Here is a 15,839-nt window from a genome sequence, read left to right as displayed (position 1 = left end):
TCAGCCCTTACTCTTGGTCAGCGTCGTGCTCTGGCGCGTGCTGTGCACGGCTCTGCTCTGCACCTTGCCACAGACGCTCAAGGTCATAGAACTGACGAGCAGTCGGCAGCATTACGTGCACCACGATGTCGCCGAGGTCGAGCAGCGCCCACTCACCGGTGTCCAGACCTTCGCTACCGATTGGACGAACGCCTTGTTCCTTGACCTTTTCCAGCACGTTGTCGACCAGCGACTTAACGTGACGGCTCGACGTACCGCTGGCGATGACCATGAAATCGGTGATGCTGGTCTTTTCGCGCACATCGATTGTGGTGATGTCTTGCGCCTTGATGTCTTCCAGCGCGGCAATGGCCAGTTTGACCAGTTCTTCGCTGCTGATATTTTGCTTCTTCATAGGTAACTCTTTTGCCTCATGTTCAGTTCGACGCACGGTAAAGTCCGTGCGTATTGATGTAGCTAAGCACCGCGTCGGGTACTAAAAAACGGACTGATTTGCCGCTGCCAAGCAGCGAGCGAATCAGCGTGGCAGACACTGCCAGAGGCGTCTGCCAGATAAACGAAATCTGCCCGCCGGGCCCGCTTAATGACTGCGGGTCACTGGTACTGCGTGCAGCCAACAGATCGCGCAGCGCCTCGGGTGCATCTATATCGGCATCCGGGCGCTGCAGCACCAGAATATGGCAGTGCTGCAACAACTCTTGCCAACGGTGCCAGCCTGGCAACCCACAAAAAGCATCCCAGCCCAGTAACAAAAACAGCTGATCGTCTGGCGCCAACTCCGCGCGAAACGACTCCAGCGTGTCGATGCTGTAGGAATACTGCTCACGCTTTAGCTCACGGTCATCAACCATAAGCGGCGCCAGCCCTGCAACCGCTTCGGCCACCATCGCCAAACGATCCTGGGGGCTAACCTGCGGTGTATCGCGATGCGGTGGACGAGCGCTGGGGATCATCCGCAGCTCATCCAGCCCCATAAACTCGGCAACTTCCAGCGCACTGCGCAAGTGGCCAATGTGCACCGGATCGAAGGTGCCGCCAAACAGGCCGATACGTTTAGGCATTCTGCCCGCGCAACTGACCGTCACCGATCACTACGTATTTTTCGCAGGTCAGGCCTTCAAGCCCGACCGGACCGCGAGCATGCAGTTTATCGGTAGATATGCCGATTTCCGCGCCCAAACCATACTCAAAGCCGTCGGCAAAGCAGGTCGGGGTATTCAGCATTACCGAGCTGGAATCGACTTCGGCAAGAAACTGCCGAGCCTGTCCCTGATGCTCAGTAACGATTGAATCAGTGTGGTGCGAGCCGTAATGATTAATGTGTTCAATCGCCTGCTCCAGGCCATCAACCACACGAATCGACAGGATCGCATCGAGGTATTCGCTATTCCAGTCCTGCTCGGTAGCCGCAATCGCCTCAATCACCTCAAGCGTACGCGGGCAGCCGCGCAACTCGACGCCCTTGGCGCGGAACTGCTCGGCCATAGCCGGCAGAAACTCGGCGGCAACGGTTTTGTCGACCAGCAGCGTTTCCATCGCGCCGCAAATGCCATAACGGTAAGTCTTGGCATTGAAGGCAATCTGTTGCGCCTTGGCCAAATCAGCACCGGCAGCCACGTAAACATGGCAAATGCCGTCGAGATGCTTGATGACCGGCACCCGCGCATCACGACTGATGCGCTCAATCAGGCCTTTGCCGCCACGCGGCACGATTACATCAACAAACTCGGGCATGCTGATCAAGGCGCCCACCGCTGCACGATCAGTGGTCTCAACCACTTGAACAGCTGCGGCCGGCAATCCGGCTTCGGCCAAACCGGCCTGAATGCAGGTGGCAATCGCGCGGTTGGAGTGAATGGCTTCTGAGCCGCCGCGCAGGATAGTCGCGTTACCGGACTTGAGGCACAGGCTGGCCGCATCGATGGTCACATTCGGGCGTGACTCGTAAATAATCCCGATAACGCCCAGTGGCACGCGCATCTTGCCGACTTGAATCCCGGACGGACGGTAGCTCATGTCGCGAATCGCACCGACCGGATCGGGCAAACCCGCAACCTGGCGCAAGCCTTCAATCATGCCGTCGATACGCGCTGGCGTCAGGGCCAGACGGTCCAGCAGTGCAGGTTCAAGCCCGTTCGCACGGCCTTTGGCCAAATCTTGCTCATTGGCTTCGGTGAGTGTTTGCCGGGCAGCATCCAGTGCGGCGGCAGCAGCCAGCAGCGCACGGTTTTTCTGCGCGGTCGAGGCGCGCGCCACGACGCGCGAAGCACTGCGGGCTTCACGGCCAAGGCGGGTCATGTAGTCAAGCACGGACTCAGTCATGGTCTCGATAGGCCTGGCGGGAAATAAAGCGGCTGATTATAGCGGGGCCGAAGCCCCACGCACAGCAGTGCTGGGCGGATGGTCAACCACTGGAGCATTATTTTGTCGAAATAGTCGCCGAAAGCTCTGTTCAAGCGACTAAATCAGCGGAATTGGGGCCTTCATGAAGTTTTATCCAGCCTTGTCGCCCGCCAATTGCGCACACGTATTAACGACATTGCCAAGGGTAGAGTAAGAAATGCCGCCGTGCTGTCAGATCTCGCCACACTTTATAGTCGAACTCCCGACACGGCCCCGACTCAGATGAACCAACGCGCAATTGTTATGATCACGCCTGTTATCCGCGTCCATTCACCGCCAGCCGAAACCCAAACGTATGCAGCCAACCCCAGCCCAGTCCTTTGCAGATGCCGAAACCCGGGCTTTACCCGATAGCTTTTTCGACCGCGATGCCTGCACCCTCGCCCGGGATTTAATCGGCAAAGTCATCCGCCATCGTCACGGCGACCTCTGGCTTAGCGCCCGCATCATTGAAACCGAGGCCTATTACTGCGCAGAGAAAGGCAGCCACGCATCGCTGGGCTACACCGAAAAGCGCCGGGCGTTGTTTCTCGACGGCGGCCACATCTATATGTATTACGCCCGCGGAGGCGACTCGCTGAATTTCAGCGCTCAGGGGCCTGGCAATGCTGTACTGATTAAATCCGCTTTCCCGTGGCTGGATGGCCCCGATACCGACGCGCAACTGGCCCGCATGCACAGCAATAATCCGGATGCGCGCGGCGGTGCGCGCCCCTTGGAGAAACTCTGCGCCGGACAAACCCTGCTGTGTAAAGCGCTCGGCCTTAAGGTGCCCGACTGGGACGCCAGGCGCTTTGATCCACAGCGTTTGTGGGTCGAGGATGTTGGCCAGCGCCCGCAACAAATTGTGCAAACCACCCGTTTGGGCATTCCACACGGTCGCGACGAGCAACTACCCTACCGTTTTGTCGACCACGGTTATGCTCGATACTGTACGCGCAACCCTTTGCGCCGCGGCCAAATGGAAGGCCGTGACTATATCTGCCTGCCATCAACGGAGCTTCATCAATGAGTCAATGGCTTGATAGCATCACCACTTGGCTGGCAGCCAACCCCCACTGGCTTGGCGCGGCGGTTTTCATCGTCGCCTGTACCGAGTGCCTGGCCATCGCCGGCATTATTGTGCCAGGTACCATTTTGCTGTTTGCCGTTGCGGTTATGGCCGGTAGCGGTGCGCTCAGCCTTGGTGAAACCTTATTGCTCGGTTTTGCCGGCGGACTGCTCGGCGATGTGCTGTCTTATACGTTGGGCCGCTACTTCCATCAGGACATCCGCCGCCTGCCTGGTTTGCGCACTCATCCGCAGTGGCTGAGCGCCGCCGAGAACTACTTCCGCCGTTACGGTATCGCCAGCTTGCTTGTGGGCCGATTCATTGGCCCGCTTCGGCCGATGCTGCCAATGGTTGCCGGTATGTTCAACATGCCGGCGCTGCGTTTTTTCGGGGTCAGTCTGGTAGCGGGCGCCGGCTGGTCTATCGCCTATCTGATGCCGGGATGGGCCACCGGCGCGGCCTTGCGCTTGCCGCTTCAAGAAGGGTTCTGGACCCAGGCCGCAATTGTCGGAGCAAGTCTGGCCTTGTTTTTGGGCGCCAGCATCCAACTCGCCGTGCGCGCCTCATCCCGCAGCAGCATGATCAACGCCGCGCTCAGCCTGTTGCTGTTAATTGGCCTGATGATCGGCTGGCCGCATTTATCGGCCTTCGATAACGGCCTCATGACCCTGACGCAAGAGGTGCGTACAACCGGCTTCGATTCCATTGCCGTGTTCGTGACCCTGCTGGGCAACTTCGTCCCGCAACTGGTTGCGGGTTGCGCGCTGGTCGTCCTGTTGTTGGTCACCAAGCAATGGCGCGCCGCGCTGTTTGCCGGCACCACCCTGCTCGGTACCGCCGCCTCCAACGGTGCGCTCAAAGAATGGTTTGCCCGTACCCGCCCGGAAATATTGCTGGAGCCGCTGCAAACCTTCAGCTTTCCCAGCGGCCACAGCTCGGCGGCGTTTGCCTTTTTCCTGACGCTTGGGGTTTTGGCCGGTCGCGGCCAACCGGCGCGCTCAAGGCTCAGCTGGATGCTGGTGGCCGGTTTGGCTGCATTGTCTATCGCGCTGTCGCGGATCTATCTGGGCGTTCATTGGCCGAGCGACATTCTCGCTGGCGCAATGCTCGCAACCACCTGGTGCGCATTGAGCCTGAGTATTTACCGGTTCATCGGCCCGGTGCCGGCACTGCCGCCGCGCGTGTGGTGGCCTGTTTTGGCGGTCTGTCTGGGGATTCTCGGCGCGTACGCTGTATTCAATCTGAGCGACAGCCTGCTGACGTATCGCTATCTCTGATCAACCTGATCAAGGGCGACTCAAGCGTTGAGGTCGCCCTGTAACTGATCAATCATTTCCTGCAGCACCAGCAGGCGCTCAGAAGGCGAGTCGAGCGCAAGCAATTGCAGTTTCTGCTCGGGCAGCAACGGCAGCAGATAGCCCAGTTGATTGGCCAGGTCCGACTGCCCACTGGCCTCGTCGCCCATGCCAAGCGAATCAACCAGCGGATGTTGAGCCAGGGCGCTGAGCAATGCGGCCAGATCCGCATGCTCCTCGCCAAGCGCCAAATCGGGCTCATCTTCGAGCCATTGGGCATCAGCGACAGTTAGCTGGTCCGGCAATACCGAGGCATGCTGCACGCGAAAACGCCGACCGCCTTCCACGCGAATGCCCAGCAAGCCGTTGGGCTGCTGTTGAAAGTCCCGCACCAGCGCTTCACAACCAATTGCCGAGAAACGCGGCGCGGCGTCGCCCACTTCTTCGCCTTCGACGATGCACACCACGCCAAAGCCTGCAGATTGCTTCATGCAGCGCCCGATCATGTCGAGATAGCGCGCCTCGAAAATCTGCAAGTCCAGCTTACAGCCGGGAAACAGCACGGTGTTCAACGGAAATAGTGGCAAATTCATTTAGCTGTCCTTAAGCAAAAACAGAAGCCCCGGGGGACTCCACGGCAAATCGGTTCGCGGCATGCTGGCTCAACTCCAGAAAACCACGGCCAGCGGCAGCAATACCGCCGTCAACATGCCCATCAGGCTCATGGCCAACGCGGCAAAGGCTCCGCATTCCTCGCTTTCCTGCATGGCGCGCGAAGTGCCTACAGCGTGAGCGGTTATCCCCAGCGCCAAGCCCATGGCGGCCTGATGTTTGACTCGGCATAACTTCAATAGCGTCGGCCCGAGAATCGCGCCCGCCACGCCGGTGAGCATCACAAATACCGCCGCCAACGCCGCCGTACCGCCGATCTGATGCGCCACCAACATGGCAATCGGTGAGGTAACTGATTTGGGCGCCATACTCATCAGCATGATTTTTTCAGCGCCGAACAACCATGCCAGGCCAATACCCAAAACGGTCGCAACCGTACCGCCAACCAGCAGTGTCAAAACTGTTGGCCAGAACAGCTGGCGTATCCGACGCAGATTCAGGTACAGCGGAATGGCCAGCGCTACAGTCGCCGGGCCAAGGAAGATAGTCAGCGCATCGGCACTGGCTTTGTAGTCGTAGTAACTCAAGCCGCAGAGCAACAGCACAGCGATCAGCAACAGCATCGACACCAATACCGGCTGCAAAAATACCCAGCGGGTTTTCTCATAAGCGGCCACGGCAATCTGATAAGCGCCCAGGGTTATACCCGCGCCAAACAACGGATGGTGGGTCACGGCGTTCCAGGCGCCGATCCAGTCCAGAGTCATGCGTCACCCCGCTGGCGTTGCTGACGCTCAATCAACCGCTGCATGAACCAGCCAGCGAACACCATCGACAGCACCAGCGATAACACCAGCGCACCGACCACCGCCCAGAAATCCGCAGCAATGGCATCGGCATAAACCATCACCCCAACTGCCGGCGGCACCAGCAGCAGTGGCAAGTACTTGAGCAAGCTGCTGGCTGCCACGCTGAGCGGCTCGGCCACTTCGCCACGCAGCAGCAGGTACACGAACAACAGCATCATGCCGATGATCGGCCCGGGCAACATGTGCAGCACCAGAACATTCAGCGCCGTGCCGAGCAATTGGCACAGCACCAGCCAAGACAAACCACGTAGCAACATCAAACATCTCCAGATAAGTGATGACATGCATCACTGCAGTGCCGACGCGCAGGCTGCATATTGCAGCAGTGAATGCGCAATCGGCAGCTCATAGTGCTGATCATTATAGGCCGATGCTGCCAAGCTCTATACCTGATCATTCAACAACTCATTGCTTGCTTGACCGTCACGGTCGGGCGTGATGATCTTGGGCTGAGGGATTTAAGCCCCGCACCCATAAAAGACTCGTCTCCCATGGAGGGACTATGCCGTTAGTACCTGTCGCTGAGTTGGCCAACTATGTTGGTAAAGAATTAGGGCGTTCTGAATGGTTGAATATCGATCAGGAGCGAATTAATAAATTTGCGGATTGCACGGGCGACCACCAGTTCATCCATGTCGACCCGGAAAAAGCCAAGCAAACGCCATTTGGCGGCACCATCGCACACGGCTTTCTGACGCTCTCTCTGATCCCCGTGCTGATGGAAAGCATTCTGGTGCTGCCGCAGGGCTTGAAGATGGTGGTCAATTACGGCCTGGACAGCGTGCGCTTCATTCAACCTGTTCCGGTTAACTCCAACGTGCGCCTGCTCGTGACCATGACCGAAGTGACCGAGAAAAAACCTGGCCAATGGCTGGTCAAGGCCAATGCTGTGCTGGAAATCGAAGGTCAGGAAAAACCGGCCTATATCGCTGAGCCTCTGTCGCTCTGCTTCGTCTGAGCCACTCGCTCAAGCATTAGGCGCCAACCCGCGCCTAATGCTGAAATGACATGCGGCAAAAGCACGCTGAGCTTTTTTCAGTGCCACCCTCTGCCACACCGCGACGAATGCGGCATACTCAGGCAACTGCCAATTCGCGGACCTGATTCATGCGCGCCCTTGTTAGCTGCACCTCCCTAAGCCTCGTGATGCTGCTCGCGGCCTGCGACAACGGTACGCCGTGGTTGCCGCCAGACGCGACCTTACCTGACGGCAGCCACTACCACGGCAAAATTGTCGATGGCTTGCTGCAAGGTTCGGGGCGCCTTGAATACCGCAACGGCGACTGGTTCGAGGGAAACTTCAAAGACGGTTTGTTTGACGGCCAGGGCGAATGGCAAAGCGCTGATGGTGAGCATTACACCGGCACCTTCAGAAAAGGCGAATTCTCCGGCAACGGCCACATCGAGCGCCGCGACGGCAGCATCTACACTGGCGGTTTTCGCAATGGCCAGTATTCCGGGCTGGGCAAACTCGAAGAGGCTGACGGCAGCAGCTACCTTGGCAATTTCAGCAATGGTTTGGCCGAAGGTCAGGGCGTGCGCAGCGAAGTCGACGGCACCCAACTGACCGGCACGTTCAAGGCCGGCAAGTTAACGGGCTTGGGCACCCTTAAAACCAGCGAAGGCGATCTCTACAGCGGCCAGTTCGAAGACGGCATGTTCGCCGGCCAAGGCCGCTTCAGCAATTCGCTGGGCGATACCTGGAGCGGGCAATTCACCGACAACAGCCTCAATGGCCTGGGCCGATACAAAGGCACAGATGGCGCTGAATACTCGGGCGAGTTCAAGGACTGGCAATTTCACGGCCAGGGCGAATTGCATCTGGCCGACGGTCGCCAATACAAAGGCAGCTTCCGCTACGGCGAATATGCCGGCAATGGCACATTGACCGAAAAGGACGGCAGCCAGCAGAAAGGCTACTGGCAAAATGGCCAACGAGTCCGCGATGCAGGCGGCAAGCCCCTGCCCGACCCACTGGAAACCGGCTTGCTGAAACAGGGCAAACTGCTCGATAGCGCACTGGCAAACGTGCCACCTTCAACTCCGGCAATCGAACTGTATACCTTGGTGCTGGCGGGAGATGGCAGCCAGAGCGTGTTCATGCGCGAAGCCGACTATGTGACCGACCTGCTCAAGCAACGTTTCGCAGCGCGCGGCCAGATCGAACTGGTTAATCATCGCGATCACCTGGCCGACCGCCCGCTGGCTACCCGCGAGAATCTGCGCCTGGCTGTTGAGACACTGGCCAAACGCAGCGGCCCCGAAGATCTCGTATTTATCTACATGACCAGCCACGGCTCGCGCAGCCATCGCCTGAGCCTTGAACAGCCGCGCATTGAGTTGCGTGATTTGTCGGCGAACGAGTTGGCGACAATACTTAAACCACTCAAGCAGCGGAACAAGGTCGTGGTTATTTCAGCTTGCTACTCCGGTGGCTTCATTGCCCCCTTGCAAGATCAATCGACCCTGATCATGACCGCCGCACGCAAGGATCGCGTGTCATTTGGCTGCTCGGATGATAACGACTTCACCTACTTTGGCCGCGCCCTGTTTGCTAACGCGCTGAACCAGACTGATGACCTGGAGCGTGCGTTCGAGCTGGCCAAAAGCGAAGTGAGCCAGCGCGAAAAGGAGGATAACTTCGATCCCTCCGAACCGCAGATTGCGCCGGCAAAAGCGGTTAGCCGGCAGTGGCAAAAAATGCGCGCTATCCAGGCAGAGCGAGCCCTTAACTCCCCGGCTGAAGCAGCAGCAAAATCTGTGAAGCACTGAACATTGCGACTTAAAACGACGAAGTTTTCCTCCAGCCTGATAAGCTCAATGGTATCTACGGAGAGTTCGAGACCATGTATTTGACGCCCCAGAATATTTTACTTGCCGGTGCCACCGGCTTGACTGGTGAACACCTGCTGGACCGATTACTAAACGAACCCACTGTTGAGCGCGTCCTTGCCCCAACGCGCAGGCCACTGGCTGAACACCCGCATCTGGAAAACCCGGTAGGTGAATTGCTCGATTTACTTCCACAGCTGGACGGTAAAGTTTGCACCGCCTTCTGCTGCCTTGGCAGCACCATCAAACAAGCCGGCTCGCAACAAGCGTTCCGCGCTATCGACCACGACCTGATTGTTGCTTTCGCCGCACGGGCACGCGAGATGGGCGCAAGGCATTTGCTGGTAATCAGTGCGTTGGGCGCCGATGCTGACTCTTCGGTGTTCTACAACAAGGTCAAGGGTGAAACTGAAGAGTCGCTGAAAGCGCAAAACTGGCCGCAGCTGACAATTGCGCGGCCATCGCTGCTGCTCGGCTCGCGTGATGAAGCACGGCTTGGCGAGCAACTGGCGGCGCCTGTTATGCGCTGGGTGCCCGGCAAGTATCGCGGGATCGAAGCGACCGTGCTGGCACGTGCGATGTGGCGTCTGGCGCTGGAAGAAGACGCCGGCGTGCGCATTATCGAGTCCGACCAACTACGCAAGCTTGGCCGCTGAGCCGGAGAATCTCATGAGCGTTACTCATAACAGCCTGATTGAAGCACTCGCCTCGGCAGACATGCTGGAAATCGACGGCCTGTATGCATGGCAATTCAATCTGGACAACGAGCTGCTGGCGCAAGTCAGCGCGGGCTCGGCCTCCAGCGACAGCCAAAACCAACCGCTGCTGACACTTGAATGCATTGACGGCCGTGACCGTCGCCACTGGAGCTTCTCGTTGAGCCAGATTTCGGCGGCGAAGTTCGATGGGCAAACCGACAGTTGGACCATCAGCAATGGCGAGGGCGAGCACCACCTCAAATGCTTTGCGGCCATCAGTGGCAACAATGACGACGACGATGATGACGCTGTAGACGAATGAAACTCTACGACCGCTATATTCTGCCGCACCTGATCGACTTCGCCTGCGGCATGGGCGAAGTCATGAAAATGCGCTCTCTGATCGTGCCGCAAGCGCATGGCCGGGTGCTGGAAATTGGCATTGGTAGCGGGCTCAACCTGAGTTTCTACAACCCCGAAACCGTCACCGCGGTGGTCGGTGTCGATCCGTCTGCCGACATGCAGAAGCTGGCAAAAGAACGCGCGGCAAAGCTGACAATTCCGGTTGAAATGATTGCCCTCGAACTGGGCCAGATCCAGGCGCCGGATGCCAGCTTCGACAGCATCGTCTGCACCTTCACCCTGTGCACAATTCCAGATTCAGTCGCCGCGCTCAAAGAGATGCGTCGGGTGCTCAAGCCAGGCGGTCGTTTGCTGTTTTGCGAGCATGGCCTGGCGCCGGAACCCGAGGTTGTACGCTGGCAAAATCGCCTCACGCCCATCTGGAAACCACTCGCCGGTGGCTGCCACCTCAACCGCGATATTCCCCAGTTGATCGCCGATGGCGGCTTCACCATCGGCCAGATCGACATGCGCTACCTCCAAGGCCCCAAAGCCATGACCTACGTGTATTCCGGCTGGGCTGACTAAACCACAGGGTTGACGCTAACGCGCCAATCTTCGAGCATGGCGGGCTCCCGTAATGAGCCTCGAATCCGTGCGCAGCTTTCTCGCCGAGAATGCCCCCGACATCACCATTATCGAACTCGACACCAGCACCGCGACGGTCGCCCTCGCAGCAGAGGCGCATGGCGTTGAGCCCGGACAAATTGCCAAGACCCTGGCATTTCGAATCGGCGAGCAAAATATTCTGGTGGTCGCCCGTGGCGACGCCCGCATCGATAATCGCAAAATGAAACACGCCTTCGGCAGCAAAGCCAAATTGCTCGACGCCGGTACCGTGGTCGAGATGACCAGCCATCCGGTGGGCGGCGTCTGCCCGTTCGGTTTGGCAAGTGATGAATTGGTGGTTTATTGCGACGAGTCGCTGCGTGCATTCAGCGAAGTGCTGCCGGCTGCAGGCTCGGTGAACAGCGCAGTGCGCATTTGCCCAGAACGCATGGCCAAGCTGGTAAATGCCCGCTGGGTGGATGTGTGTCAGTCACTTGCTGAAACACCCGCCGTGTAATTTTTTGCCGGCATGTTGCTCTACAGGCCTCAAAGTTTTTCGCAGTGAGGCCACACCATGCACCGTAACCTACTGGCAAAGATTCTTAGCTTGCCGACCGGTTTCAGCAGAGCACGCTTTCGCGGGCGCACTTACAGCGTCAGCAAGATTGTTTACAACGAAGGGCTGAGTTTCAAAGTGTATGCCGAAGAACTCGGCGGCAAAGATTTCATCAGCTTCAATTACTATCAGGTCGGCTCAAACGCCACCCTCAAACCCTGCGAAATGCCGGAGGCCAAGGTCGAGCAGTTTCTCAATGAGCTGAGCCTGACCGAACCGAGCATGGCCGTGTGAGCATTACAGCCCGCCGGTAACACTCAGGCCAACACCCAACGCGGTGGCGATGGACAGCGGCAGCAACAAGGTATCGAGCAACGCGCTGGCAGGCAGGTCCAGCGCTGCATACTCGGGCGCTTCTGCGCCGAAGCGGTCTACCGGGCAGCAGCCGCCATTGATGGCATACCAATCCAATCGAGTACCGGCATAGACCACGGGCGCGTTGAGCTTGGCAGCATCGAGCGTGCGCACCGTGGCGCACCCACTCAATTGCAGCACCAGCAGCGCCAGAACAACTTTACCCATAGCTGAGCGGCCAGCTCTAGCCCTCATCGGATACCTGATGATGCTCGCCCCAGCGTGGCAGCATGTCTTGCGGTACGCCGAGACAATTGAGAATGCGCGCGACAACAAAGTCGATCAAATCATCAATAGTTTGCGGCTGATGATAAAAGCCGGGCGCAGCAGGCAAAATGGTTGCGCCCATATTCGACAGCTTGAGCATGTTCTCCAGATGAATACTGGAGAACGGCGCCTCGCGCGGCACCAGAATCAACTGCCGACGCTCTTTCAGCGTCACGTCTGCGGCACGTTCAATCAGGTTATTGCAGGCGCCCGTTGCAATGGCCGATAAAGTGCCGGTCGAACAAGGCACCACAACCATCGCGCTCGGCGAACCAGAACCGGACGCGACGGGCGCCATCCAGTCTTCTTTGCCGTACACCCGGATTTGCCCCGGCGCGGCCCCGGTGTATTCGCTTAAAAACTGCTGAATGGCCTGTGGTTTGGCGGGCAGACACACATCTGTTTCAGTCGCCAGAACCAACTGCGCGGCCTTGGAGATCAGAAAATGCACCTCACGGTCTTCCTGCACCAGGCAATCGAGCAGACGCAGGCCATATTGCGCGCCAGAGGCGCCAGTCATGGCCAGGGTAATTCGTTCAGGTCCGAGCATTTAGCCCTCCAACGCTTTAGCCAGTTTGCCGTGCAAGCCGCCAAACCCGCCGTTACTCATCACCACCACTTGAGTGCCAGGCGCAACCTGTGCCTTGACGCTGGCGATAATCGCCTCAAGTGAATCACAGACCTCGGTCGGCACTGTCGAGCTGGCTACCGCGGCTGCCAGATCCCAGCCCAGATTCGCCGGCGCATACCAATACACCTGATCGGCCTGAACCACCGAAGTTGGCAAGCCTTCACGGTGAGCGCCGAGCTTCATCGAGTTCGAGCGCGGCTCGATAATCGCAATCAGCTTTTGCCCGCCGATTTGCTTGCGCAGGCCATCCAGTGTGGTGGCGATGGCCGTCGGGTGATGCGCGAAATCATCGTAGATGGTCACGCCGTTCACTTCAGCGACCTTCTCCATGCGCCGCTTGGCATTCTTGAACAGGCCCAGCGCCGCAATACCCAACTCCGGCACCACGCCAACATGGCGCGCCGCCGCCAGTACAGCCAAGGCATTGGCCACGTTGTGCTGACCGGTGAGTTGCCAGTCGACGACACCTTGCACCTTGCCGGCGAATATCACCTCGAAGCGCGAGCCGTCTTCACTGAGCAAATTGGCTTGCCATTCACCACCCGCTCCCGTGGTTTGCACCGGCGTCCAGCAGCCCATGTCTATTACGCGCTGCAACGCGGTTTCGCTGGCCGGATGAATAACCAGACCTTCACTCGGAATAGTGCGCACCAGATGATGGAACTGGCGCTCGATCGCCGCCAGATCAGGGAAAATATCTGCGTGATCAAACTCAAGGTTGTTCAGAATCGCGGTGCGCGGGTGGTAATGCACGAACTTCGAACGCTTATCAAAAAACGCACTGTCGTATTCATCCGCCTCAATGACGAAGAACGGCGTATCGCCGAGTCGCGCCGAAATACCAAAATTCTGCGGCACACCGCCAATCAGGAAACCTGGGCTCATGCCCGCATGCTCCAGCACCCAGGCGAGCATGCTGCTACTGCTGGTTTTGCCGTGGGTACCGGCCACAGCCATCACCCAGCGGCCTTGCAGCACATGATCGGCGAGCCATTGCGGGCCGCTCACATAGGGCAGGCCCTTGTTGAGCACATATTCAACTGCAGGATTACCGCGCGACATGGCGTTGCCAATCACCACCAGATCAGGCGCTGGCTCAAGCTGCTGCGGGTCGTAGCCCTGAGTCAGCTGAATGCCCTGAGCCTCAAGCTGGGTGCTCATCGGTGGATAGACGTTGGCATCGGAGCCGGTGACATGATGCCCCAGCTCCTTGGCCAGAACGGCCAACGAACCCATGAATGTGCCGCAAATGCCCAGAATATGAATATGCATGAATAACCCAAACCTCAAAAAACGGACCGCATCAGCCCGACAAAATCTCGCCGCAGGTTAGCACAGCGCCAGCCTGTGCGAAGCGTCTCAACTGCTCAGAACGTGCGCCTTGGTAAAGGTTGCCAGCGCGCTGCAAAAAGACTGCATCGCGCAAGGTTATTCGATGCGCGCAATCAAGCTGACGCCGCACAGAAAAACTGAACCAAGCGCGCGTGCGTATCGTCCAGATGTTTGAGGGCTCACGCCCGCATTATCTGATCGACACCATCAATGAGTTGCCTCAAGTGCTCGATGAAATTAATGCACGTCTCAAGCGTGGGGAAACGCCGCAAAGCGTCTAACCTTGAACGATGCAGCGCGGCCTTTACTGCCTAGTCAACCGCCGGCTGCATCGGCTTTTTCATTGCAGGGGAACTCAGCACCGCTGCAAACCTGAACATAACGGAACAACCAGAGAGGTCCGCATCATGATTTACGCCAAACCCGGTACGCCAGGCGCTGTCGTTTCATTCAAGACCCGCTATGGCAACTTTATTGGGGGTGAGTTTGTTGAGCCTGTAAACGGCCAATACTTCACCAACACATCTCCTGTCACCGGTGAGGTGATTGCCGAGTTCCCCCGTTCAGACAAAGACGACATTGAGCGCGCACTGGATGCGGCCCACGCGGCGGCTGACGGCTGGGGTAAAACCAGCGCTCAGGCGCGCTCGCTGATTCTGCTGCAGATTGCCGATCGTATCGAAGCCAATCTGGAAAAGCTCGCCATCGCGGAAACCTGGGACAATGGCAAAGCCGTGCGCGAAACGCTGAATGCCGACGTGCCACTCGCCGCGGACCACTTCCGCTACTTTGCCGGCTGCATTCGCGCGCAAGAAGGCACAGCCGCCGAAATTGACGAACACACTGCCGCCTATCACTTCCACGAACCCTTGGGCGTTGTGGGGCAAATCATCCCGTGGAACTTCCCGCTGCTGATGGCCGCCTGGAAACTGGCCCCGGCGCTGGCCGCCGGTAACTGTGTGATTCTCAAGCCTGCCGAGCAGACGCCGCTGTCGATTTGCGTGTTCGTTGAACTGGTCGCCGACTTGCTGCCAGCGGGCGTACTCAACGTTGTTCAGGGCTTTGGCCGGGAAGCTGGCGAGGCGTTGGCCACCAGCAAGCGCATTGCCAAAATCGCCTTTACCGGCTCGACGCCGGTTGGCTCGCACATCATGAAATGCGCGGCCGAGAACATCATTCCGAGCACCGTGGAGTTGGGCGGCAAGTCGCCCAATATCTTCTTCGAAGACATCATGCAGGCCGAACAGACCTTCATCGAAAAGGCTGCCGAAGGTTTGGTACTGGCCTTCTTCAATCAGGGTGAAGTGTGCACCTGCCCGTCTCGCGCACTGGTGCAGGAGTCTATCTACGAGCCGTTCATGCTTGAGGTGATGAAGAAGATCAAGCAGATCAAGCGCGGCAACCCGCTGGATACCGACACCATGGTCGGCGCGCAGGCGTCCGAGCAACAGTTCGATAAAATCCTCAGCTACCTCGACATTGCGCAGAAAGAAGGCGCGCAACTGCTCACGGGCGGCGCTGTCGAGAAACTTGAAGGTGATCTGGCAACCGGTTATTACATTCAGCCGACCTTGCTCAAAGGCCGCAATGATATGCGCGTCTTCCAGGAGGAGATCTTCGGGCCTGTGGTCAGCATCACCACGTTCAAGGATGAAGCCGAAGCGCTGGCAATCGCCAACGATACCGAGTTCGGCCTTGGCGCCGGTGTGTGGACGCGCGACATCAACCGCGCCTACCGCATGGGCCGTGCGATTATGGCGGGCCGTGTTTGGACCAACTGCTATCACTTGTATCCGGCGCATGCTGCGTTTGGCGGCTACAAGAAGTCTGGCGTTGGCCGTGAAACCCACAAAATGATGCTCGACCATTACCAGCAAACCAAAAACCTGCTGATCAGCTACGACATCAATCCGCTCGGTTTCTTCTAA

At 58.2% G+C, this 15,839-nt stretch carries 19 protein-coding genes and 1 pseudogene; 11 read left to right on the top strand and 9 right to left on the bottom strand.

All coding sequences use genetic code 11. The features are described 5' to 3' along the window. Window positions 1-7 precede the first annotated feature (7 nt). The 3 genes from rsfS to FEZ62_RS13540 are packed head-to-tail and all read right to left on the bottom strand — an operon-like array spanning window position 8 to window position 2,322. A complete protein-coding gene (rsfS, locus tag FEZ62_RS13550) occupies window positions 8-379 on the bottom strand; it encodes a ribosome silencing factor (RefSeq protein WP_069900789.1) in 372 nt (123 codons plus the stop codon). A 37-nt stretch (window positions 380-416) separates the two neighbouring features. Next, window positions 417-1,061, bottom strand: a complete 645-nt coding sequence (gene nadD, locus FEZ62_RS13545; RefSeq protein WP_069900744.1) for a nicotinate-nucleotide adenylyltransferase — start codon at window positions 1,059-1,061, stop codon at window positions 417-419. Next, entirely contained in the window at window positions 1,054-2,322 is a 1,269-nt protein-coding gene (locus FEZ62_RS13540) for a glutamate-5-semialdehyde dehydrogenase (protein ID WP_172928193.1), read from the bottom strand. The genes nadD and FEZ62_RS13540 overlap by 8 nt, the downstream gene beginning before the upstream one ends. A gap of 376 nt (window positions 2,323-2,698) precedes the next feature. Here FEZ62_RS13540 and FEZ62_RS13535 point away from each other — a divergent pair, with 376 nt between their 5' ends. Together FEZ62_RS13535 and FEZ62_RS13530 are read left to right on the top strand one after the other, a co-directional pair. Continuing rightward, entirely contained in the window at window positions 2,699-3,415 is a 717-nt protein-coding gene (locus FEZ62_RS13535; protein WP_172928191.1) for a DNA-3-methyladenine glycosylase, read from the top strand. Beyond that, on the top strand, window positions 3,412-4,731 hold the full coding sequence (locus tag FEZ62_RS13530) for a bifunctional DedA family/phosphatase PAP2 family protein (RefSeq protein WP_172928190.1): 1,320 nt from the start codon (window positions 3,412-3,414) through the stop codon (window positions 4,729-4,731). The genes FEZ62_RS13535 and FEZ62_RS13530 overlap by 4 nt, the downstream gene beginning before the upstream one ends. 20 nt (window positions 4,732-4,751) lie before the next feature. Here FEZ62_RS13530 and FEZ62_RS13525 read toward each other — a convergent pair whose 3' ends face one another. From FEZ62_RS13525 to FEZ62_RS13515, 3 genes are all read right to left on the bottom strand, one after another. Next, a complete protein-coding gene (locus FEZ62_RS13525) occupies window positions 4,752-5,342 on the bottom strand; it encodes an LON peptidase substrate-binding domain-containing protein (protein ID WP_069900740.1) in 591 nt (196 codons plus the stop codon). Between the two features lie 69 nt (window positions 5,343-5,411). Further along, window positions 5,412-6,128, bottom strand: a complete 717-nt coding sequence (locus FEZ62_RS13520; protein ID WP_069900739.1) for an LrgB family protein — start codon at window positions 6,126-6,128, stop codon at window positions 5,412-5,414. Beyond that, window positions 6,125-6,487 carry a CidA/LrgA family protein gene (locus tag FEZ62_RS13515; RefSeq protein ID WP_090514676.1) on the bottom strand — a complete coding sequence of 121 codons (363 nt, stop codon included), beginning with the start codon at window positions 6,485-6,487 and terminating at the stop codon, window positions 6,125-6,127. Before FEZ62_RS13515 ends, FEZ62_RS13520 begins: the two co-directional genes overlap by 4 nt. A 245-nt stretch (window positions 6,488-6,732) precedes the next feature. Between FEZ62_RS13515 and FEZ62_RS13510 the strand changes: the two genes are divergently transcribed. The 7 genes from FEZ62_RS13510 to FEZ62_RS13480 all read left to right on the top strand — a co-directional run bounded on the left by FEZ62_RS13510 (window position 6,733) and on the right by FEZ62_RS13480 (window position 11,561). Further along, complete coding sequence (locus FEZ62_RS13510) at window positions 6,733-7,188, top strand: MaoC family dehydratase (RefSeq protein ID WP_172928188.1); 456 nt, start codon at window positions 6,733-6,735, stop codon at window positions 7,186-7,188. Window positions 7,189-7,337: 149 nt separating this feature from the next. Beyond that, a complete protein-coding gene (locus FEZ62_RS13505) occupies window positions 7,338-9,002 on the top strand; it encodes a C13 family peptidase (RefSeq protein WP_172928186.1) in 1,665 nt (554 codons plus the stop codon). A 74-nt stretch (window positions 9,003-9,076) separates the two neighbouring features. Then, window positions 9,077-9,718: an oxidoreductase gene (locus tag FEZ62_RS13500; protein ID WP_069900735.1), complete on the top strand. Its 642-nt coding sequence runs from the start codon at window positions 9,077-9,079 to the stop codon at window positions 9,716-9,718. 13 nt (window positions 9,719-9,731) lie between these two features. Further along, complete coding sequence (locus tag FEZ62_RS13495; protein ID WP_090514666.1) at window positions 9,732-10,082, top strand: DUF5629 family protein; 351 nt, start codon at window positions 9,732-9,734, stop codon at window positions 10,080-10,082. After that, window positions 10,079-10,690: a class I SAM-dependent methyltransferase gene (locus FEZ62_RS13490; protein ID WP_172928184.1), complete on the top strand. Its 612-nt coding sequence runs from the start codon at window positions 10,079-10,081 to the stop codon at window positions 10,688-10,690. Before FEZ62_RS13495 ends, FEZ62_RS13490 begins: the two co-directional genes overlap by 4 nt. A gap of 52 nt (window positions 10,691-10,742) precedes the next feature. Beyond that, the gene (locus tag FEZ62_RS13485; protein WP_172928182.1) at window positions 10,743-11,228 is read left to right on the top strand and encodes a YbaK/EbsC family protein; all 486 of its coding nucleotides are present in this window, start codon (window positions 10,743-10,745) and stop codon (window positions 11,226-11,228) included. Window positions 11,229-11,285: 57 nt separating this feature from the next. Then, a complete protein-coding gene (locus FEZ62_RS13480; RefSeq protein ID WP_172928180.1) occupies window positions 11,286-11,561 on the top strand; it encodes a peptide methionine sulfoxide reductase in 276 nt (91 codons plus the stop codon). A gap of 3 nt (window positions 11,562-11,564) precedes the next feature. Here FEZ62_RS13480 and FEZ62_RS13475 read toward each other — a convergent pair whose 3' ends face one another. Genes FEZ62_RS13475 through mpl form a run of 3 tightly spaced genes read right to left on the bottom strand, consistent with a single transcriptional unit; the run spans window position 11,565 to window position 13,851 of the window. After that, entirely contained in the window at window positions 11,565-11,849 is a 285-nt protein-coding gene (locus FEZ62_RS13475) for a YceK/YidQ family lipoprotein (protein ID WP_172928178.1), read from the bottom strand. A 16-nt stretch (window positions 11,850-11,865) separates the two neighbouring features. After that, window positions 11,866-12,498, bottom strand: a complete 633-nt coding sequence (ubiX, locus tag FEZ62_RS13470) for a flavin prenyltransferase UbiX (RefSeq protein WP_069900729.1) — start codon at window positions 12,496-12,498, stop codon at window positions 11,866-11,868. After that, window positions 12,499-13,851 carry a UDP-N-acetylmuramate:L-alanyl-gamma-D-glutamyl-meso-diaminopimelate ligase gene (mpl, locus tag FEZ62_RS13465; RefSeq protein ID WP_172928176.1) on the bottom strand — a complete coding sequence of 451 codons (1,353 nt, stop codon included), beginning with the start codon at window positions 13,849-13,851 and terminating at the stop codon, window positions 12,499-12,501. It lies immediately after the preceding gene. 191 nt (window positions 13,852-14,042) lie between these two features. On the opposite strand from mpl, the pseudogene FEZ62_RS13460 reads away from it, so the two are divergent. Beyond that, window positions 14,043-14,192: pseudogene (locus tag FEZ62_RS13460) on the top strand (phosphonoacetaldehyde hydrolase); the annotation flags it as partial. A 126-nt stretch (window positions 14,193-14,318) separates the two neighbouring features. After that, the gene (locus FEZ62_RS13455) at window positions 14,319-15,839 is read left to right on the top strand and encodes an aldehyde dehydrogenase family protein (protein ID WP_172928174.1); all 1,521 of its coding nucleotides are present in this window, start codon (window positions 14,319-14,321) and stop codon (window positions 15,837-15,839) included.

It is taken from the genome of Pseudomonas sp. MS19 (assembly GCF_013277615.1).
Lineage (GTDB): Bacteria > Pseudomonadota > Gammaproteobacteria > Pseudomonadales > Pseudomonadaceae > Aquipseudomonas > Aquipseudomonas marincola.
Note: the sequence above shows the minus strand (reverse complement) of the source record. Positions and strands in the feature narration are given on the sequence as shown.